17 protein-coding genes and 1 pseudogene are annotated in these 18,803 nt (G+C 74.0%); 4 read left to right on the forward strand and 14 right to left on the reverse strand.

Going from position 1 to position 18,803, the window contains the following annotated elements; all coding sequences use genetic code 11:
• The first annotated feature begins 6 nt into the window (after positions 1–6).
• Entirely contained in the window at positions 7–126 is a 120-nt protein-coding gene (locus DJ73_RS20975; protein WP_394338324.1) for a hypothetical protein, read from the forward strand.
• Here DJ73_RS20975 and DJ73_RS09920 read toward each other — a convergent pair.
• The 11 genes and pseudogenes from DJ73_RS09920 to DJ73_RS09970 form a co-directional block, all read right to left on the reverse strand.
• Positions 72–1,394: pseudogene (locus DJ73_RS09920) on the reverse strand (cobyric acid synthase); the annotation flags it as partial. The gene DJ73_RS20975 and the pseudogene DJ73_RS09920 sit on opposite strands and share 55 nt — an antisense overlap.
• 24 nt (positions 1,395–1,418) lie before the next feature.
• Positions 1,419–2,171 carry a cob(I)yrinic acid a,c-diamide adenosyltransferase gene (locus DJ73_RS09925; RefSeq protein WP_094523278.1) on the reverse strand — a complete coding sequence of 251 codons (753 nt, stop codon included), beginning with the start codon at positions 2,169–2,171 and terminating at the stop codon, positions 1,419–1,421.
• Entirely contained in the window at positions 2,168–2,941 is a 774-nt protein-coding gene (locus DJ73_RS09930; protein WP_094557865.1) for an adenosylcobinamide amidohydrolase, read from the reverse strand. Before DJ73_RS09930 ends, DJ73_RS09925 begins: the two co-directional genes overlap by 4 nt.
• The gene (locus tag DJ73_RS09935) at positions 2,934–4,070 is read right to left on the reverse strand and encodes an aminotransferase class I/II-fold pyridoxal phosphate-dependent enzyme (protein WP_094557866.1); all 1,137 of its coding nucleotides are present in this window, start codon (positions 4,068–4,070) and stop codon (positions 2,934–2,936) included. The genes DJ73_RS09930 and DJ73_RS09935 overlap by 8 nt, the downstream gene beginning before the upstream one ends.
• A 22-nt stretch (positions 4,071–4,092) precedes the next feature.
• The gene (locus DJ73_RS09940; protein WP_094557885.1) at positions 4,093–4,722 is read right to left on the reverse strand and encodes an NTP transferase domain-containing protein; all 630 of its coding nucleotides are present in this window, start codon (positions 4,720–4,722) and stop codon (positions 4,093–4,095) included.
• On the reverse strand, positions 4,722–5,492 hold the full coding sequence (gene cobS, locus DJ73_RS09945) for an adenosylcobinamide-GDP ribazoletransferase (RefSeq protein ID WP_094557867.1): 771 nt from the start codon (positions 5,490–5,492) through the stop codon (positions 4,722–4,724). Before cobS ends, DJ73_RS09940 begins: the two co-directional genes overlap by 1 nt.
• A complete protein-coding gene (locus DJ73_RS09950; RefSeq protein WP_094523286.1) occupies positions 5,489–6,502 on the reverse strand; it encodes a CobD/CbiB family cobalamin biosynthesis protein in 1,014 nt (337 codons plus the stop codon). The genes cobS and DJ73_RS09950 overlap by 4 nt, the downstream gene beginning before the upstream one ends.
• A 5-nt stretch (positions 6,503–6,507) precedes the next feature.
• Positions 6,508–7,815, reverse strand: a complete 1,308-nt coding sequence (locus tag DJ73_RS09955; protein ID WP_094557868.1) for a cobyrinic acid a,c-diamide synthase — start codon at positions 7,813–7,815, stop codon at positions 6,508–6,510.
• A complete protein-coding gene (locus DJ73_RS09960; protein ID WP_094523290.1) occupies positions 7,812–8,915 on the reverse strand; it encodes a nicotinate-nucleotide--dimethylbenzimidazole phosphoribosyltransferase in 1,104 nt (367 codons plus the stop codon). The genes DJ73_RS09955 and DJ73_RS09960 overlap by 4 nt, the downstream gene beginning before the upstream one ends.
• Before the next feature lie 137 nt (positions 8,916–9,052).
• A complete protein-coding gene (locus DJ73_RS09965) occupies positions 9,053–10,186 on the reverse strand; it encodes an ATP-binding protein (protein ID WP_094523292.1) in 1,134 nt (377 codons plus the stop codon).
• Positions 10,187–10,304: 118 nt separating this feature from the next.
• Positions 10,305–10,691 carry a nuclear transport factor 2 family protein gene (locus DJ73_RS09970; protein WP_094523294.1) on the reverse strand — a complete coding sequence of 129 codons (387 nt, stop codon included), beginning with the start codon at positions 10,689–10,691 and terminating at the stop codon, positions 10,305–10,307.
• Positions 10,692–10,812: 121 nt separating this feature from the next.
• On the opposite strand from DJ73_RS09970, the gene DJ73_RS09975 reads away from it, so the two are divergent.
• The gene (locus DJ73_RS09975) at positions 10,813–11,262 is read left to right on the forward strand and encodes a pyridoxamine 5'-phosphate oxidase family protein (RefSeq protein ID WP_094523296.1); all 450 of its coding nucleotides are present in this window, start codon (positions 10,813–10,815) and stop codon (positions 11,260–11,262) included.
• A gap of 38 nt (positions 11,263–11,300) precedes the next feature.
• Here the strand turns inward: DJ73_RS09975 and DJ73_RS09980 are convergent, their stop codons facing one another.
• Positions 11,301–11,966, reverse strand: coding sequence for a TrkA family potassium uptake protein (locus tag DJ73_RS09980; RefSeq protein ID WP_094523298.1), 666 nt, complete (start codon positions 11,964–11,966; stop codon positions 11,301–11,303).
• A 343-nt stretch (positions 11,967–12,309) separates the two neighbouring features.
• Between DJ73_RS09980 and DJ73_RS09985 the strand changes: the two genes are divergently transcribed.
• Both DJ73_RS09985 and DJ73_RS09990 read left to right on the forward strand, forming a co-directional pair.
• Positions 12,310–13,740, forward strand: coding sequence for an APC family permease (locus DJ73_RS09985; protein ID WP_394338270.1), 1,431 nt, complete (start codon positions 12,310–12,312; stop codon positions 13,738–13,740).
• A 1-nt stretch (position 13,741) separates the two neighbouring features.
• Positions 13,742–14,389 carry a TrkA family potassium uptake protein gene (locus DJ73_RS09990; RefSeq protein ID WP_094527043.1) on the forward strand — a complete coding sequence of 216 codons (648 nt, stop codon included), beginning with the start codon at positions 13,742–13,744 and terminating at the stop codon, positions 14,387–14,389.
• 7 nt (positions 14,390–14,396) lie between these two features.
• Here DJ73_RS09990 and DJ73_RS09995 read toward each other — a convergent pair whose 3' ends face one another.
• Both DJ73_RS09995 and DJ73_RS10000 read right to left on the reverse strand, forming a co-directional pair.
• Complete coding sequence (locus DJ73_RS09995) at positions 14,397–16,379, reverse strand: type II secretion system F family protein (RefSeq protein ID WP_094557869.1); 1,983 nt, start codon at positions 16,377–16,379, stop codon at positions 14,397–14,399.
• The gene (locus DJ73_RS10000) at positions 16,376–18,757 is read right to left on the reverse strand and encodes a type II/IV secretion system ATPase subunit (RefSeq protein ID WP_094557870.1); all 2,382 of its coding nucleotides are present in this window, start codon (positions 18,755–18,757) and stop codon (positions 16,376–16,378) included. Before DJ73_RS10000 ends, DJ73_RS09995 begins: the two co-directional genes overlap by 4 nt.
• Between the last annotated feature and the right edge of the window lie 46 nt (positions 18,758–18,803).

Below are 18,803 nucleotides of genomic sequence, written 5' to 3' on the forward strand. Positions count from 1 at the left end.
GGCCCGATCGTCGGCCTCTGCGGCGGCTACCAGCTCCTCGGCGAGCGGCTGACGAACGCCGGGGTCGAGGGGACCGGGGAGGCGACCGACGCGGTCGGCGTCGACCGACCCATGTGGATCTCGTAGCCGGTCGCGGTCCCCGCGGCGCCCGCGAGCGGACCGACACCCTCGACCGACCGCGTCACGCGCTCCACGCGCTTCTCCGTCTCGAAGCGCGTCTCGACCGGGAGGACGCCGACCCCCTCGACCTCGGTCCGCTCCCCGGTCCCCTCGACCCCGGCGTTCGTCAGCCGCTCGCCGAGGAGCTGGTAGCCGCCGCAGAGGCCGACGATCGGGCCCGCGAACCCGCGGAGCGCGTCGTCGAAGCCGGCGTCGCGGAGCGCGAGCAGGTCGTCGACGGTGTTCTTCGAGCCGGGGAGGACGACCGCGTCGGCGCCGTCGAGGGGGGAGCCGGTCCCGCCGCGGGAGGCGTCGAGCGGGACGTACGCCACCCGAACCCCCGGCTCGCGCGCCAGCGGCTCCAGGTCGGTGAAGTTCGAGATCCGCGGGAGCCGCGGGACGGCGATCCGGACCGCGTCACCGTCGGCGACCCCGTCGTCGGCCCCGAGGACGCCGGGCTCACCGCCGTCTCGACCCTCGGTCCGATCGGGGAGGGAGAGACTGTCCTCCGCGGGGAGGCCGGGGTCGTCGTGCGGGACCACGCCGACGATCGGGACGCCCGTCCGGTCCTCGATCTCGGCGATGCCGGGCTCTAAGAGGGCGGGGTCGCCGCGGAACTTCGTGATGACCGCGCCGACGACGCGCTCGCGGACGTCGTCCGGCAGGAGTTCGAGGGTGCCGTAGAGGCTCGCGAAGGCGCCGCCGCGCTCGATGTCGACCGCGATCACGATTCTGGCGTCGGCGAAGCGGGCGCACTCGACGTTCGCGAGGTCCCGGTCGTGGAGGTTGATCTCGGCGATGCTGCCCGCCCCCTCCGCGACGACCACGTCGTGGTCGGCCGCCAGTCGGCGGTGCGCCGCGACCGCCGCCTCGCGGGCGGCCTCCCAGTGCGACTCGTAGTACTCGCCGGCCGCGTAGTGGCCGACCGCCTCGCCGTCGACGATCAGCTGGCTCTCGCCGTCGCCGCGCGGCTTGAGCAGCACGGGGTTCATGTCGGTCGTCGCCGGGACCCGGGCGGCCCGGGCCTGCACGTGCTGGGAGACGCCGATCTCGCCCCACTCGCCGTCCGGCGCCAAGGCGACCCGGGCGTTGTTGCTCATGTTCTGCGCCTTGTACGGCGCCACCGAGACCCCGTTCCGCGCGAGGTGCCGGCAGAGCCCGGCCGCCAGCGTGCTCTTGCCGGCGTGGCTCGCCGTGCCGGCGATCAGGACCGTCTCGGCGTCGGGGTCGGTCATCCGGGTCGGAAGTCGGCGGTCACGTCAGTACTCCGTCCCCCGCCGCGCCCGGTGTCCCGCGTCGAAGGGGTGCGCCACTTTCCGGACGTTCGTGATCAGGTCGGCGACGCCGTCCAGGTACGCCGGCTCCGCGTGGCTCCCGGTGAGGACGAGCTCGAGCCCGTCCGGCTTCGACTCCGCGAGCGCGACCACGTCCCCAGGGTCGACGAGGCCGCGGTCGGCCGCGTACAGCAGCTCGTCGACGATCAGCATGTGGACCCCGTCGTCGGGGTCGCCGTCGAGCGGGAGCGGCGCCGTCAGGTCCGCGTCGGCGGCGCCGGCGACGAGCGCCTCGGCGCGCTCGAAGGCGGCCGCGGCCTTCGCCTCGTGCTCGCCGTCCGCGGAGCCGTCGAGCAGTCCGTGCCAGCCGTAGTGGCCGGCGTTCTCGTATGTGAACCCCGGCATCGCGGCGATCGCGTTGTACTCGCCCCTGACGCCCTCGACGCTGTCCGCGCCCCCCTTCATGAGCTGGAGCATGTGGACGCGGTAGCCGTGCCCCGCGGCCCGGAACCCCATCCCCATCGCCGCCGTCGTCTTCCCCTTCCCGTCGCCCCACCAGGCCTGCACGAGCCCGAACTCCTCGGGCGCGGCCGGCTCGATCGGCTCCGGTTCGGGGGCCGTGCCGCCGCCGGGAGTCCGGGACGCCGGGTGCTCGGCCGCCGATTCGTCGCCGTCGGTCGGTTCCTCGTCGGTCGATACGTCCGCGTCGCCGTCGGTGTCTGTGTCGTCGTGTGTCATGGGTCGAAGACCTCCGCCCGCTCGTCGGCGACGACGCCGTGTTCGGCGTCGCCGGCCGGACCGGGCAGGTCGCCGTCCGGGTACCGCGACCGCAGGCTCGCGCGCACCGCGTCCCGGACGCAGGCGCGGGCCGCCGCGCCGACCGGCGTGGCGCTGCCCGAGAACGCCGCCGGCTCCCCGTTCGGGTCGTCGGCGACCGCGACCGCGTCGCTCGTCGTGCCCGGCACGCCCGCGGTCGCGAGCAGGGTCGCCGCCTTCGCCTCGGCCGCGACGGAGACGAGGTTCGCGGCGGCGCCGGGCGCGAGCCGCCGGGTGGTCCCGACGATCAGGTTGACCGTGCCGGGTCGCGGGCGGTCCTCGGTCGCCGCCTCGGGCTCGCGCTCCCGAGCGCCGTCCCCGGGCTCTCCCTCCGGGTCCATCGGGAGCATCGCCGGGTTCGAGAGCCCGACGGTCGCGTACGCGACGACCGGCCCGCGGCGCGCGGCGCGGGCGTGCTCCATCGCGACGCCGGTGAACAGGGTCGGCGGGTCGCCGTCGCGCCCCGCGTCGCTCTCGCCGTCCCGTCTCGCGTCGTCCTCGGTTTCGAACCCCGCCCGCGCCAGCCGCTCGTCGCGGTACGCGCCGAGGTCGGTGCGCTCGAACCCCTCGGGAACGGTGACGTTGTACGCGGCGTCCGTCCGCGACCGCCCGCCGTTCCACCCGGTCGAGAGCCAGCGCGTCCCCGGGCGCCGCAGGCGGAGAACGCCGTCGCGCACGGTCGCCTCAAACATCGTCGCCCTCCGGATCGGTCGTCGTGTCGTCGGTCGCCGCCGCCTCGGCCGTGTCGTCGGCCGCCGCCGCCTCGGCCGTGTCGTCGGTCGCCGCCGCGTCGGCCGTCTCCGCGTCGCCGACGCCCAGCGCCGCCAGCAGCCGGTCGTTCTCGGCCGGCCGGCGCACCGCGACCCTGACGTGCGAGTCGAGGCCGCGGAAGGTGGTCGCGTCCCGGACCGCCACCCCACGCTCGCGGGCCGTCACGACGACCGCCTCGGCCGACCGACCGGTCGCCCCCACATCGACCAGCAGGAACGGCGCGTCCGAGGGGGAGACGTCGTAGCGCTCGGCGAGGGCCTCGCCCATCCGGGCCCGCTCGGTGCGGACGCGCTCGCGGGTCTCGATTATAAACTCCTCCCGCCGCATGCAGTACGCGCCGGTCGCGAGCGCCGGGGCGCTCAGGTTCCACGGGCGGCGGGCGTTCGACAGCGCCGCGCCGACCTCGCCGGTCGCGACCGCGAACCCGGTCCGGATCCCGGGGAGGCCGAACAGCTTCGTCAGCGACCGGGCGACGACGACCCCCTCCGTCCCCGCGAGCGACGGGCGGTCCGTGAACCCGAGGAACGCCTCGTCGACGAGCAGGAGCGTGTCGGCCTCGCGGCACCGCGCCGCGAACCGCTCCAGCGCCGCGCGGTCGTACGCGTCCCCGGTCGGGTTGTTCGGGGTACAGACGACGGCGAGCGCGTGGTCGCTCGGGTCGGCGTCGAGGACCTCGGCCGCCGAGACGAACGCGGGTTCGCCGCCCTCCAGCCGGACTTCGCGGGCGTACTCGCCGAAGCTCGGCGCCGGGACGAGGGCGGTGTCGCCCGGGTCGACCGCGAGCGCGACCGCCGCGCGGATCGCGGCGAGCCCGCCGGGCGCCGGGATCACGGCCTCGGGGTCGCAGCCGACGTAGCCGGCCGCGGCCTCGCGGAACGCCGCCGGCGGCTCCGCGGGGTACGACCGGGCGTCGGCGAACGCCTCGCGGTAGACCGCCTCGACGCCCTCGGGCACCTCGGGGTTGGTGTTCGCCGAGAAGTCCAGCAGGTCGGGGTCGTCGCTGCTCCCGTGGGGCGCGCGGTCGAGGTCGGCTGCGGTGTCGAGGTTCATGAGTTCGGTCTCGGTGCGTCGGTCACGTGTCGGCCTCCCCGTCAGCGAGGAGCCGCTCGGCGACCCGCACGTCCGACGGGTAGTTGACGTTGACGGCGAGCCGCGCGTCCTCGGTGACGTGGACGGCGGCGTCGGCGCTCTCGTCGTCGCTTCCGGCCCCGCCGCTCCCCCCGACGACGTTGATCCCCGCGGGGACGACCTCGCGGCCGTCGACCTCGGTCGCCGCGTCGGCGCTGACGCCGAGCTCCCGCTTCCGCGACGCCGGGACGCAGACGGTGAGCGACGCCGGCGCGTCGTCGTCGCCGGCGGCTCTGGCGGCGTCGATCGCGCCGTTCACGGCCGCGGCGTCCACGAGCGGGAGGTCGGCGGCGACGGTCAGGAGGAGCGCTCCGTCCGGCCCGACCGACTCCATCGCGTACTGCAGGTCGGCGACGTAGCCGTCGCCCGGCGCGTCGATCACGCGGAGTCCCGGGCGCTCGTCGGCGAGATGCGCGCGCGTCGCCGGCGCGTGCGGCGAGACGACCGCGTGCACCGCCTCGACGCGGCTCTCGGCGAGCGCGTCGAGCGCCCGGTCGACCATCGGCCGCCCCGCGACCGGAGTCAGGGGCTTCTCCGCCTCGCCGCCGAGGCGGGTGCCGCGGCCGCCGCACATCAGAAGCGCGTCCACGCGATCACCCCCGCGTGCAGCGCGGCGACCCGCGCGAGTTCGTTCGTCGCGCCCAGCACGTCGCCGGAGACGCCGCCGAGCCGCCGCCGGGACCACCGGCGGAGCAGCGCCGCCGTCGCCAGCGCGGCGAGGAGCGCGGCGACCCCCGGGAGGACCCGCGGCCACGCGAGGAGCGCGGCGGGCGCGGCGAGCGCGAGGACGGGGAGCGCCGCCCCGGGGCCGACCCCGTCCGCGAGCGCGGACCCGAGCCCCTCGTGGGCCGCGTCGCCGACGCAGACGAGCGCCGCGGTCGCGGCCTTCGCGCCCACCTCGGCGGCGACGACGATTCCGGCGGCGACGAGCGGTCCGCCCGCACCCGGTGCCCCGGACGCCCCGACCAGCCCGAGCGCGGCGGTCGCCAGCCCGAGGACGACGGCGACGAGCGCGACCGTCCCGCCGACGCCGAGCGCGGAGTCTTTCAGGACCTCTCGGCGCTCCGCGGGACCGCCGTGGACGACCGCCGCGTCGCCGAGGTCGGCGACCCCGTCGAGGTGGGTGATCCCGGTCACGGCGTAGACGGCGAGGGGGAACGCCAGCGCGACCGTCGACGCGGGTGCGGGCGCGAGCAGGGGAAGCGAGACGGTCGCGCCGACGAGGTAGCCGACGACCGGGAGCGTCCACGGCGCCCCCGAGAACGCCTCCCACGCCGCCTCGCTCCGACCGACCGGGACCCGCGTGAGGAAGCCGAGCGCGCCCCGGAGCGCGGCCGCGGTCATCCGACCACCCCCGCGGAGGAGAGGAGGCCGTCGCTCGGCAGCAGCCACCCGACCGCGAGCAGCCACCCCGTCGCCCCCGCGACGGCGACGCCGCCGGCGACGCCGACGAGCCGGACCGCCCGCTCCGCGTCGGCGACGCTCGGCGACGCGGCGGCCGGATTGAGCGCGTAGTGACCCGGCTTCGCCAGCCGCACGTCGAGCGCGGCCGCGGCGGTCGCCATCGGCCACCCGGAGTTGGGCGATCCCGGCTCGCGCGCCCACGAGCGGGCCCGCGAGAGCGTCCCGACCGACCCGGCCGCGATAGCGAGACAGGCCGCGGCCGCGCGGGCCGGGAGGTACATGACGGCGTCGTCGAGCCGGGCGCTCGCCCGGCCGACCGGCTTCGACCGGTAGCCGAGCATCGAGTCGAGCGTGTTCACGGCCTTCACCCACGCCGCGCCGGCGACCCCCGCGGCGAGCGGGAGGGCCGACGCCGGGGCGACCGCCAGCCCGACCGTCGCGCCGCCCGCGAACCCCGCGAGCGGCGCGACGAACCCGTCGGCGAGGTTCTCGGCCGCGCTCTCGACCGCCGCGCTCCGGAGCGCCGCCGGCGAGAGGTCGGTCGCGTCGCGCCCCACGAGCGCCCGGATCGACTCGCGGGCCGCCTCCGGATCGCTCTCGGTCAGCGCGACCACCTCCGCGGTGACCTCGCGGAGCATCCGGAGGCTGACGAGCGGGAAGAGGAGCGCGCCGGCGACCGGGACGCCGAGAACGGGGAGGACGGCGGCGGCCCACACGGCCCCGCCCCCGACGACCGCGGCGAGGAGCGGGAGGCCGACCGCGGCCGCGACGCCGACCGGCCGCGGGCGCGACCACGACCGGTCGACCGGTTCGACGACCGAGCCGAATAGCGCGACCGGGTGGACCCGGCCCGGCGGCTCCGCGACCGCGAGGTCGAGCGCGACCGCGATCGCCAGCGCGGCGAGGGCCGGGAAGACGACGGCGACGCCGAGGGGCGCGGAGAGCGACATCGCGGTCAGAGCCCGTCGAGGAACGCGTCGAACGCCCCGCTCTCCGGGTGGACGTGACAGTACGTTCCGAGCGTTCGGTGTTCGGTCAGGCCGTCGTGCTCCCCGTCGATCCCGGTCCCGCGCTCCACGTCGAAGGCGAACCTGGCGTCGCCAGCGACGTCGGCGTCGGAGTAGTGGAACTCGTGGCCCCGGAGGGCGTCGCCCGCCGACGCGGTCGGCGCGTCCCGCCGCGCCCGCAGTTCGACGTGGTCGAGCGCCTGATAGCGGTCTCGCATCGCCACGTCGGCCGGGAGGACGCCCGCCATCGCGTGCGTCTCGCCCTCGACGGTCGTCAACGACTCGGCGAGCGCCATCAGCCCGCCGCACTCGCCGAGCACGGGGACTCCCTCCGCGGCCGCGGCCGCGATATCGGCGAGCGCCGGGCCCTCCGCGAGGGCCGCGGCGTGCAGTTCCGGGTAGCCGCCGGGGAGGTAGACGCCGTCGCAGGGCGGGAGTGGGTCGCCCGCGACCGGCGCGAACGGCTCGACGGTCGCCCGCTCGCGCAGGCGCTCGACCGTCGCCGGGTACGCGAACCGGAAGGCCTCGTCGCGGGCGACCGCGACGCGGGGGCGGTCGCCGGGCGGTGCCGCCCTCTCGCTCGGTTCGGCGACTCCCGCCGGCTCCCGCGCGACGTCGAGCAGCCGCTCGACTCGGAGCCCCTCCGCGGCCGCGTCGAGCGCGTCGTCGGGGACCGGCGACTCGTCGCCCATGTGGAGCCCGAGGTGTCGCTCGGGGACGTCCAGGTCGTCGTTCGGCGGGATCCGTCCGAGGTAGGTCAGCTCGTCCGGGAGCGCCTCGCGGATCCCGTTTTCGTGGCGCCCGCCGTGTGCGCGCTGGGCGATCACCCCCGCGACGTCGACGTCGCGGCCGGCGCGCTCGGCGTACGCCCGGAAGCCGAGCGCGGTCGCGGCGACGCTCTCCATCCCCGCGCTCGCGTCGACGACGAGGGCGACCGGCAGGTCGAGCGCCTCGGCGACGGCGGCCGTGCTCGACCCGTCGCCGTCGTACAGTCCCATCACGCCCTCGACGACGCAGACGTCGCCCTCGCCGCGGGCGTAGTTCCGACGGAGCCCGCCTTCGCCCTGCAGCCACAGGTCGAGCGTGCGCGAGGGGCGTCCCGCGACGCGCTCGTGGTGGCTCGGGTCGATGAAGTCGGGGCCGGCCTTCGCCGGCTGGACAGCGTGCCCCGCACCGTCGAGCGCGCGGATCGCGGCGAGCGTCGCGACGGTCTTGCCGACGCCGGAGGCGACGCCGCCGAGGACGACGCCCTTCACGGCGCACCCTCTGCGGTCGATTCGCCGTCGCGCTCGGCGAGCAGTCGGTCGGTCACGGCGGCGACGCGCTCGCGCAGGGCGATATCCGAGACGCCCGCGCGCTTGGCGAGCGCCAGCGCGCCGCCCATCCCGACGCCCTCCTTCGCCTCGCCGCGGGCGTACGCCCGCATCGCCGGGCGGTCGCTCGCGTCGAAGCCGGGGTCGGTCGCGGTCAGCGCCAGGTCGAGGTCGTCGGCGAGCGCCGCGACGTCCGCCGTCGGGTCGTCGGCGACGAACGCGGTCGTCGCCAGCGGGAGCCGCCGCTCGATCCCCGCGTGCCGCGCCAGCGCGGCGACCGTCGCCAGCTGGGTGCCGCCCGCCAGCGTCACGTCGATCCCGCGTTCGGCCGCGCCGACGACGAGGCCGGCCGCCGCCGCGAGCACGGGGTCGCCCATCAGCCGGACCGCGTCGAGGGGGTCGCCCGCGGCGTCGCCCGGGTCGAGGCCGCTCGCGGCCAGTCCCTCCTCGACGACCGCGCGCTTCCGCGCCAGCGGGTTCGCCGCCAGCGACGAGGAGACGACCGGGCGCTCGCCGAGCGCGGTCAGGACGCCGAGCGCGGTCGTCGTGCCGCCGGGGACCGTCTCGGCGACGAGGAGCTCGGCGGGATCGCCGCCGCCGTCCGCGGCGGCGCCGCCAGCTCCGTCTCCGTTTCCGTCTCCGCCCACGCCGGCGATCGTCCCCGCCAGCCCGCGCGCCCGCTCGAAGACCGCCGCCGCGTCCGGCACGGGCTCGGCGGTCCGGACGTCGCCGCCGGGCGTCGCGTCGGCGTCGCGGACGGCCGCCCCCGCCGGCGCGGTCGGCACGGCGAGGCCGGCGTCGACGCCGACGAAGTCGACGCCGACCAGCTCCCGGACCGCCCGGGTGACGACCGCGGGCGTCGGGCAGCCGGACGGGCTGACCGGCACCGGCGAGTCGGGCCCGGGTCGACCGTCGGCGACGATCTCCAGGTCGGCGCTGGGCGTGTGCCGCCGGAGCGTCGGGTCGGCGCCCGCGGCGCTGATACCGTCGATCGCGGCCGTCTCGGTCGCGCCCGCGACGACGACGAGGGTCGGGTCGCTCACGCGGCGCACCCCGCGGCTCCCGCCGGTCGAACCCCTGTGCCGGTCGCGGTGTCGATGATGACCACTAGCGGTTGGTTAGCACAAGTCGACTTTAATCGATCGGCTACCGACGGGGGCGTCGACCGAGCGGCCGTCGCTCAGGACGGGGTCCCGCCGGCGGCCGGGGCGCTCGACGCTCGGTCCGACCGGGCCGCCCGCGGCCGCTCGAACCGCAGGCGGATCACGCTCCCCTCCGGCTCGTTCTCCTCGAACCGGATCCGACCGCCGGACTCGCTGACGATCCAGTTGACGAGCCACAGTCCGAGACCGCTCGCGTGTTCGAGCGGCGTCTCGTACCCTCGCTCGAAGACCTCGCGCTCGCCGGCGGGGATACCCGGGCCGTTGTCGGCGATTCGAACGCCGACGAGATCGGTTCCCGGTCGATCGCCGTCGAGCGACTCGATCGCGACCCGCGGCGTCTCCTTGTCGTTGTGTTCGACGGCGTTCTCGATCACGTTCCGCAGCGCTGACTCCACCAGCGGGTGCGCCCGAACGACCAGTTCGTCGGGGAGCGACACGTCGATGTCCGCCTCCGGGTGCTCCCGCGCGACCTGCTCGCAGCTCGTCTCGGCCAGCGACGCGACGTCGACGGGCTCGGTCTCCACGTCGCCCTCCTGTAACAGACGCTCGATCTCCCTCGCTTGGTCCCCCATCTTCACGAGCTCGGCCGACTGCTCTTGGACCATGCGCGCCCGTTCGGCGTCGTCGAGGTCCTCGGCGAGCAGTTCGGCGTGACCGTGGATCAGGTTCGCGTTCGTTCGAATGTCATGACGTAGCACGCGGTTGAGCACGCCGAGCTGACGGCTCAACTGAGACGACGTCTCCCGGGCGACGCGCTGCCGGCTGTCGTAGAAGCCGACGACGAACCCGACCGCGGCGCCGCCCGACGCGGCGTTCACGAAGACGTAGATCTGGTGGCTCATCTCAACGCCCTCCCCGTGCTGGTACACCGTCATCAGGGCGGTCTGGCCGGCCAGGGCGACGGCGCCGAGCGCGCACCACCCCGCCACGCGGAGCACGTGTCTCCCGTCCGTCCCCCGTCGCCGGAGCCAGAGACCGCCGACGAAGACGCCGAGGCCGAAGAGCATCGGAATGAGGATCCCGGACAGGAACGTCTGGAGGCTCTCCCGGTCGCCCGCCGCGTGCGCCACGTGGAGGGCGACCAACCCGACGCCGATTCCAAGAATGAGAAAGAGCCTGACGCGGGCCTTGGCCGACTCGGAGAGATGCATACGGTGGTAAATCGTCGAATCCTACAAGATCGCTCCCCCGAGGTTCTCACGGCTGATATCTCTCTCCGACATCGGCGCCGCCGCGGTCGAACGCGGGCCCGCCGGACCGCCGGCCCGGTCACAGCTCGTCGGCCGTGCTCACGTGCATCCCGACGAAGCGCCACTCGCCGTCCCGGCGTTCGAGCGCGCCGCTCCAGCGCGTCTCGAACGCGCGTCGGTCGCCCGTCTCCGCGTCGGTCCAGGCCATCGACACGTCGTCGCTGAACCACGCGCGGCGGTCGCGCTCGGTGACGCGGAGCGCGCGACTCGTCACCGTCCAGTCGGTCGTCGTCTCGGTCTGTCGCCGGAGCCCCGCGCGGATCTCGTCGCCGCCGACCAGGCGCTCGGAGATCCCGAACTTCACGAGCGCGTCGTCGCCGGACCCGGACTCCGCGAAGTACGGGCCGAGCGGTTCGCCCGCGCGAAGCGCGTCGTAGTAGCTCTCGATCCGTCGGCGCGCGTTCATACCGATCGGTTGGGATTCGTCGGAGAAAAACCCGTTCGGACGTCGTCGCTCTCGACCCGCGTTTCGATCGACCGAGAACCCTCGTGTGCCTTCTTATAACAGCCCTGTGTGTCGGTGACTCATGACACAGTACGACGCGCTGCTGGGGACCGAAATGGACGACGCCGCGATCGACGACCTGCTGACAGAGGCCGGTGTCGGCGTGCTGTCGACGAGCGCCGACGGCGTGCCGTACGGCGTTCCGCTGTCGTTCGGGTACGACGGGGACGGCACCCTCTACTTCGTCTTTCTCGGCGGGACCAGCGAACTCCGAAAGGAGACCTACGCGGCGCAGTCGGACGTCGCGAGCTTCGCCGTCTTCGACGTCGCCCCCGACGGCTCGTGGCGAAGCGTGATCGCCGCCGGCCCGATCGATCGCATCGCGAGCGAGGAGTGGGACGCGGCGCGCGAGGCGATGGCGGACAACGCGTATCAGGCGACGCATCTCACCGAACACGAGTTTCGGGACGAACCCAACGTCTGGGCGCTGGAGGCCCGCGACCGTTCGGGTCGAGCCGTCGGACGGCAGTGATCGCGCCGCCTCGGACGACCGAGACGGGCGGCTCGGCCTCAGCCCCTGAGCAGTCGCACGACCTCGTCGCTGATATCGGTCTTGACGGCGACCACGTACCGGAAGCCGGGCTCCAGCACCATCTCCGGGCCCGGAAGCTGATTGCTGTCTCGCCCGGCGACGACGACGGCTCCCCGCGGGAAGGCGACGTCGCGGAGCTCTCGGCCCGCGACCGGCGCGTCGGCCGCCACGGTGAGTTCGAGCAGCGTGAGGTCCCCCGTCACCTGCTCGATCGTCCGGACGCCGCCGCCCGCGACGTGGACGATCTCGTTGGTCGCGGCGTGTGCGGCCAGCTCCTCCGGATAGACGACGCGGTCGACGAGCCCGGCGTACTCCTCTTTGTCGCCGTGGTCGATCCGCGCGACGGTCCCGATATCGGGTTCGATCTCCGTCGCCATCGCGCAGATGCCGATGTTCGTCATCGCGCCGTACCCGGTGAGCGCCGCGACGACGTCGCTCCGGTCGAGGCCGGCCTGTCGCAGGATCGACCGCCGGCCGCCGTCGCCGTGAATGACCGTCGCGTCGTACTGCTCGCTCAGGAACTCCACCCGCTCGCGGTCCTTCTCGACGACGACCACGTCGTGGCCGCGGTCGGAGAGACGCCGCGCGGCGTGATACCCGACGTGTTGACCGCCGACGATCACGACCCGTAGATCCGTGCTCATTCGCCGGGCTACCGCGCGCAGGTAATTGTAGGTTACGCCGTTTAAATAGGCGACGCGGCGAGTTCCCCCGCGAACGCCGGACCCCACGCGGGAGTCGTCCCCCGCTGCACGTATATATTATTTAATTAATATTATTGCGGGATCCACATCGTAGCCACGTTTGTCCTGTCGTTCCCGGAGAGAACGTACGGAATTTGTCGGGATTAGATTAATGTACGTGCAGTCGTGGTAATTGGTACAGCCGCGCGATGACCGGTCTCGGACGCCGAACTCGGGTGGAGACCTCGTGAGCAGTCACGACCAGCGGGAACCGGAGGCCGAACTGGGCCTGCTGGACGCGACGATGATCGGGATGGGCGCGATGATCGGCGCGGGTATCTTCGTCCTCACGGGCCTCGCGGCCGAGATATCCGGTCCGGCCGCGCTGCTCGTCTTCATGTTGAACGGGGTCGTGACCGCCTTCACCGGCCTCTCGTACGCGGAACTGGCGTCCGCGATCCCGAAGAGCGGAGGCGGCTACGCGTTCGTGCGGGAGATATTCGACGACTTCGGCTCGTTCATCATGGGCTGGATGCTCTGGTTCGCGTACATGATCGCCGGCGCCCTGTACGCGCTGGGGTTCGCGCCGAACTTCCTCGAACTGCTCCACGTGTACGGCGTGGTCGCGCCGCCGGACCAAGTCGGCGCGGTGGTGCTCCCGCTGCTCGGCGTGGGGGTTCCGGCGAAGTTCCTCCTCGCGTTCGCGGCGGTCGCCGGGCTCGTGGCGATGAACGCGGCGTCGACCGCCGCGAGCGGCAGCGCCGAGACGGTGTTCACGATCGTCAAGGTGTCCATCCTCGTCGTGTTCGTCGCCTTCGGGTTCCTCTCTGCCGGCGGCGGCGGGGAGACGAGCTTCACCTTCCAGAACTTCGACCCGCTGTTCCCGGAGGGGTCCGGCGCGTTCAGCATCCTCCCCGCGATGGGCCTGACGTTCATCGCCTTCGAGGGGTACGACCTCATCACCACCGTCACCGAGGAGGTCGAGAACCCCCGCGAGAACATCCCCAAGGCGATCTTCGTCAGCCTCGGCGCCACCGTCGTCGTGTACCTGTTGGTCGTGACGGTGGCGATCGGCACGCTGGGCGCCTCGGAGCTCGCCGCCGCCGGCGAGGCCGGCATCGCGACGGCGGCGACGTCGTTCATGCCGACCGGCCTACCGGTCATCCGGAACGGCGGCGCGCTCATCGTCTTCGGGGCGGTGTTCTCGACGGTCACGGCGCTCAACGCGGTCGTGATCGCCTCCTCGCGCGTCGCCTTCTCGATGGGCCGCGAGGGCCAGTTGCTGCCGTCGATCGGCCGGATTCACCACCGGTTCGGCACCCCGTTCGTCGCGGTGCTGTTGAGCGCGGTCGTCATGCTCGGGTCCGTCTTCCTCCCCACGCAGAGCGCGGGGAACATGTCGAGCCTGTTTTTCCTGCTGTCGTTCATCATCGTCAACGTCGCGGTGATCCGGCTCCGGCGGGAGCGACCGAACATGAACCGCCCGTACGAGATACCGTACTATCCGATTCCGCCGATACTGGCGATCGGTCTCAACGGGATTCTCGCCGTGGTGCTGATCGGCTTTCTCATTCAGACCGATCTCCTCGCGCTCCTGCTCAGCGTCGGGTGGCTGGTCGCCGGCGCCGCGATGTACGTCGTGCTCAACCGGTACCGGGCGCGGGGGACTGTTGAGGACGAGACGGCCGCGGCGACCGCCGACCAACCGGCCGCGGAGGGAGCGAGCGAGGACTGACATGACACGAGACATCATCATCGCCGGCGGCGGCCGCGTCGGCTTCCAGACGGCCGAGGTGCTCGCCGCCCGCGACGAGAACGTGACCATCGTCGAGCAGGACGAAGACCGCATCGAGGAGATCGCCGACGCGTGGATCGCGACCGTGATCCGCGGCGACGCCTCCGACCCGGACATCCTCGAACAGGCCGGAATCGAGGACGCGGACACCATCGCCGCGCTGACGGAGCTGACAGGGTTGAACCTCGCGGTCTGCCTCCTCGCCACGCGGCTCACGGACGGGATCAGAACGGTCGCCCGCGTCGATCGGGAGACGGACGGGACGTACGACCGGTTCGTGGACGCCGTCGTCTACCCCGAGTCGGCGGGCGCGCGGGTCGCGGCCAACAAGACCGCCGGGAAGGAGGTCCAGGCGTTGACCGACGTCACCGGAGCGGTCGAGATCCTCGAGATCAGCGTCGCCGAGGGTGCGCCCGCCGCGGGGCGGACGCTCGCGGACGTTGCCTTCCCGGCGGGCACGCTCGTCATCTCCGGCGACGACGGGAACCGGATCTCGCAGCCGGACACGACGCTGACGCCGGGACACCGGTACGTCGTGGCCGTCGAACCGGGCGTCGTCGACGAGGTGCTCCAGCTGATGCGCGGGTAGCTCTGGTTTATACGAGCCCGCCCAGCGTGAAGACGGCGTAGCAGATGCCCACGAGCAGCCCGGAGTGAAGCAGCGCCTCGTAGCGTCCCCGGGAGGCGGTGCCGGCGAACCAGCCCGACGCGAGCATCGTCGCCTGCGTGACGACGTACAGCCGGAAGCGTTCGAGGTCGGGGTGGACCGTCTCCGGCTCCGTCACGAGGTCGGTGGCGCCGGCGAGCTCCGCGAGCCGCGCGGCGTCGATCACCTGCGTGTTGACGACGGCGACGACGCCGGCGACCAGCGCGGCCGCCGCCCAGCCGACCGCGACGTACGGGTGCATCGACGAGCGGAGCGCGCGCTGCTCGCTGTACAGCTGTCCAACCTCGATCCGGAGCGTCTCGAAGACGGCGTCGGCGTCGCTGCCGGCGTTCAGGGCGCCCGTCACGAGCCCGAGCGTCCCCTCCGCCAGCGGCGTTCCCACCCGGTCGACGAACCGGCCGATGGCGACCGCGCGCACGTCGGCGGCCTCGCGGGCGTCGCGGACCTCGCCGCCCCCGTCGGTTCCGGCCCGTCCCCCTCCGGTCGCCGTCGTCGACCCGAGCGCGAACGCGAGGTCGGCCACGTCGTCGTCGAGCACCCCGAGGTCGACGTCGCGGGCCACGGCCGCGACCGCGTCCGGGAGTGGGCGCCCGTGCGCGACGTGCCCGGAGACGGCGTGGACGAAGTCGGCCAGCTCGCGGTCCTTCGCGTCGTCGATGCGGGTCCGCCTGACCGCGACGCTCCCCACGGGAATCGCGAACGCCGCGTACGATAGCAGCACCACGTTGACGAGCGTGTACTCCGCGACCGCGAGGCCGACCGCGAGCAGGGCGGCCGGCGGCGCGCAGACGACCGCGGCGCTCGTCGGGTTGCGGCCGACCGAGGCGGCGACCGCGCGCGGCGACCCCGGGAGGTCGTAGCTCGCGCGCTGGTTCGGCGGGCGGAGCGTCCCGACCGCGACCGCGCCGGCGAGCCCGATGGCGACCAGGAAGACGACGGCCCCGTACAGCACGACGGCCCGCGTCGGGACCACCCCGACCGGCGTCTCGACCGGCGGCAGGAGTTCGGGGACGACCACGGTGAGCGCGGTCGCGGCGATGACGAGCAGCGCCGGCAGCACCAGCACGGCGACGAACAGCTCCGTGAGGAGCTCTAAGAACCGCCGGGCGCGCTTCCGGGCGCGGTCCTGCCGGTGCGCGAGCATCCGGCTCTCCGTTCGGAGGTACTCCGCGAGCGCCGCGTCGCCGGTCGCCGCGTGCTTACGGAACTTCAGCAGGAACGGCGCGAGCAGCTCGCGCGAGGGCGTGTCGCGGGCGACGCGCCGGAGCCCCTCGTCGAGGCTCCCGGCGAGCCGCGCCGCGTTGAGCGCCTTCCGCAGCGAGGTGGCCGTCCCGCCGTAGGCGTCGCTCGCGGCGGTCTTCGCGACCATCTCTCTGGGGCCGTCGCTCCCGGACGCGAGCAGTTCGAGGTAGCGGACCGCGGCCGGGAGCGTCCGCTCGATGTCCGTCCGGCGCGTCGCCGTGAGCCACCGGAGGTGGAGCCCGCCGAGCCGCACCGTCGCCCGCTTCGCGAGGAGCGCGACGACTCCGGCGAGCGCGACGGCGACCGCTTCGGGCGACGTGACCGGCGCGGCATCCCCTATCTCTCCCTCGACGGCCGCGAGCAGCGCCGGCGTCGCTCCCATCGCGACGAGCAGGGTCGGTCCGGCGACGGCCAGGCAGACGAGCCACGAGAGCCCGTACACCCGGGACAGATACGTTTCGAACCCCGTGTCGAGCGCCGTCCCGCGGTACCGCTTCCGGTCGGCGTCGTGCCGCCGGTCGCTCGCGTGTCGGGCGAACAGCGCGTAGAGGGCCCGATCGACGGCAGACGACCGGCCGCTCCGCAGGAAGCCGTCGGCGTCGGCGGCGTCGACGGCCCTTCCGAGTCCCGGGCTCCCGCCGTCGCCGTCGGTCGCCGGCCCTCCGCTCACGGCTCCCTCCGCCCGTCAGTCCGTTCGCTCTCATCAGTCCGTTCGCTCCCATCGCCCGTCCGATCCATCGTCCGCGCCGCGCGCTCGACGGTCGCGGCCTCGTCGGTCCGGAGGTCGGCGAGGAACTCGAACAGCGCGTCGACGTCGCGGACGCCCTCTCGGACGAGGTACTCGACGTACCGGCGCTTGGCGAGGAACTCCGATCGCACGGCGTCGACCTCGCGGTCGGTGTGGTCGGCGATCCGCTCGAACGCCCGGAGGCGCGGCTCGTCGCCCGGCGCGGCCGCCGCGTCGGCTTCGGGCGCGCCCGGGAACCGGAACGCGCCGTCGGCGTCGCGCCACGCGAGCGTGTTGAAGTACACCGCCTCACCGCCCTTGTCGACGACGCCGGCGCCGCCGTGTTTCGGGTTTCCGGTAGGGCTCCGCTTCGCCTCCGGGTCGAGCGCCTCGTACTCCTCGGCGGAGAGGGGTTCGACCGCCCGCGAGACGTACCGCTCGCCGTCGACCTGCCGGGGGAAGACGACGAGGTCGATCTCGCGGAGGAGGTACGGCGGGAGTCCCCGCTCGACCACGCGGTTCACGAGCGCCTCGACGTCCTCGGCGTGGGTCGTGCCGATCACGCCGTGGCCCGTGTTGAGCGTCTCCGCGAACGTCTCGAAGCTCGCGGGCGTGTTGATCTCGGCGATCACCTCGACGTCCGGGTTGAGGTAGTTGGCCTCCGTCATCAGCTCCGACATGCTCACCGACTTGTACGCCTCCTCGTGCTCGCGGGTCGTGAGCGACACCCCGGTCTCGTGCGGGAGTCGGACCTCGCGGGACCCCTCGTCGATCGACACCGGTCGGTCGTCGAACGGGATGAAGGGGGTGTGGGCGTTCAGCAGGGTGGTCTTGCCGACGCCGGTCGGCCCCGCGAAGAGGACGACGCCGCGGTGCTCGTACAGCAGCCACAGCAGCGTGACCAGCTCGGTCGAGAGCGTCCCGCGGTCGATCAGGTCGACCGGCGTCATCGCGTCCGCGCTCTGCTTCCGGATCGAGACGTGGGGCCCGTCGGCGGAGATGACGGGCAGCGCCACCGCGCACCGGACCGTCTCGTCGACGCCGTCGACGTCGAGGTTCACCTTCGCCGACGGGGTGGCGGCGTTGAGCTCGGTGCCGTCCCGGGCCGCGAGCGCCGTGACGACGTTGACGAACGTCGTCTCGTCCTCGAACGCGAGGTTGGTGGGGACCCGGGCGCCCGCGTCCGGGGCCGGGCCGCCGCGGTCGGTTTCGACTCCCCCGGCGCCGTCCTCGCCGTCCGCCCTCCGCAGGACCGAGGCGCGCGGGACCACCTTCACGCGCTCGCCGACGCGGTTCGCCTCGACGTCCTCCAGGTTCGGGTCCCGGATCGGCACTGTGAGGATCCCCTCGCCGACGAAGTCGCGCAGCACGTAGTACGCCAGGTCGTCGAGGCGGTCGCGGGCGTACCGCGAGTCGACCGGCGGCACGGCGAGCCCCCGGTCGGCCAGCGCGGACCGGGCGCGGTGGGCGGCCGCGTCGAGCCACGCCCGGGTGTTGCGCGCGGTGAGCCGCCGGGAGAGGAACCGCCGGGCGTGCTCGGCGACGAACGCCTCGCGGTCGTCGACGGCGCCGTTGACTGTCGTCTCCCAGATCCGCTCTTTGCACTCCTCGATCAGCGCCTCGTCGCCCGGGAGGAGGTCGGGCTCAAGGACGGCGTACTTCGTCTCGAACGCGTCGGAGCCGAGCAGGCGCTCGCGGTAGACGACCACCTCGACGGAGAGGCCGGCGAAGCCGACCGCGTACTGCGCGAGCCGCTCGGCGGCGACCCGCTCGACGTAGTCGGCGTCGACGTCGATCCCCGTCTCCAGCGGCGCGAACGTCTCGGTGTGGACGACCAGCTCGCGCTCGTCGCCCACGTCGGCCACCTCGATCCGGTCGTCCAAGGCGAGCGGCGTCACGTCGCCGAGCAGCCGGAGGTCCCGCAGCGCGCGGTAGTCGATCCGGCGGCGCGCGGCGGCGCTCGCGTCGAGCAGGCGGTCGAGGGCGCGGTCGTACTTCGGCTCGAACCCCCGCTCGGCCCGCTCGACGACCCCGACGCGGGTGAGCGGTCGGCGGTGCCGGACCGCGGAGAAGTGGTCGCGGACGCGCGCTAACGCCTCCTCGTCGGCGGGCGACAGCGGCGGCTCGCGCACGTCGTAGCCGAACCGGCCGCCGTCGCGCTCGCGGACCGTGGCGACGACGCCCGGCGCGGCCTCGTACTGCGCCCGCACGTCGGGCGCGTACCACGCCTCGGGGTCGTCCGGCGGAACCGGCGCGGGGACCGCGCCGTCGGGATCGTCGTCCGGCTCGTCGACGATCCGGAGCGTCGGCGCGTCGCTCACGGTACCGTTCCTCGCAGGGGCGGCGCACTCGTCGGCGTCGCGGACG

This window comes from Halorubrum sp. Ea1 (genome assembly GCF_002252965.1).
Lineage (GTDB): Archaea > Halobacteriota > Halobacteria > Halobacteriales > Haloferacaceae > Halorubrum.

Bases quoted from the DNA above. Each gene is read 5' to 3' on its own strand.
- DJ73_RS09925 (WP_094523278.1), bottom strand. From the start codon at position 2,171: ATGACACACGACGACACAGACACCGACGGCGACGCGGACGTATCGACC.
- DJ73_RS09930 (WP_094557865.1), bottom strand. From the start codon at position 2,941: ATGTTTGAGGCGACCGTGCGCGACGGCGTTCTCCGCCTGCGGCGCCCG.
- DJ73_RS09935 (WP_094557866.1), bottom strand. From the start codon at position 4,070: ATGAACCTCGACACCGCAGCCGACCTCGACCGCGCGCCCCACGGGAGC.
- DJ73_RS09940 (WP_094557885.1), bottom strand. From the start codon at position 4,722: ATGTGCGGCGGCCGCGGCACCCGCCTCGGCGGCGAGGCGGAGAAGCCC.
- cobS (WP_094557867.1), bottom strand. From the start codon at position 5,492: ATGACCGCGGCCGCGCTCCGGGGCGCGCTCGGCTTCCTCACGCGGGTC.
- DJ73_RS09950 (WP_094523286.1), bottom strand. From the start codon at position 6,502: ATGTCGCTCTCCGCGCCCCTCGGCGTCGCCGTCGTCTTCCCGGCCCTC.
- DJ73_RS09965 (WP_094523292.1), bottom strand. From the start codon at position 10,186: ATGCATCTCTCCGAGTCGGCCAAGGCCCGCGTCAGGCTCTTTCTCATT.
- DJ73_RS09970 (WP_094523294.1), bottom strand. From the start codon at position 10,691: ATGAACGCGCGCCGACGGATCGAGAGCTACTACGACGCGCTTCGCGCG.
- DJ73_RS09975 (WP_094523296.1), top strand. From the start codon at position 10,813: ATGACACAGTACGACGCGCTGCTGGGGACCGAAATGGACGACGCCGCG.
- DJ73_RS09980 (WP_094523298.1), bottom strand. From the start codon at position 11,966: ATGAGCACGGATCTACGGGTCGTGATCGTCGGCGGTCAACACGTCGGG.
- DJ73_RS09985 (WP_394338270.1), top strand. From the start codon at position 12,310: ATGATCGGGATGGGCGCGATGATCGGCGCGGGTATCTTCGTCCTCACG.
- DJ73_RS09990 (WP_094527043.1), top strand. From the start codon at position 13,742: ATGACACGAGACATCATCATCGCCGGCGGCGGCCGCGTCGGCTTCCAG.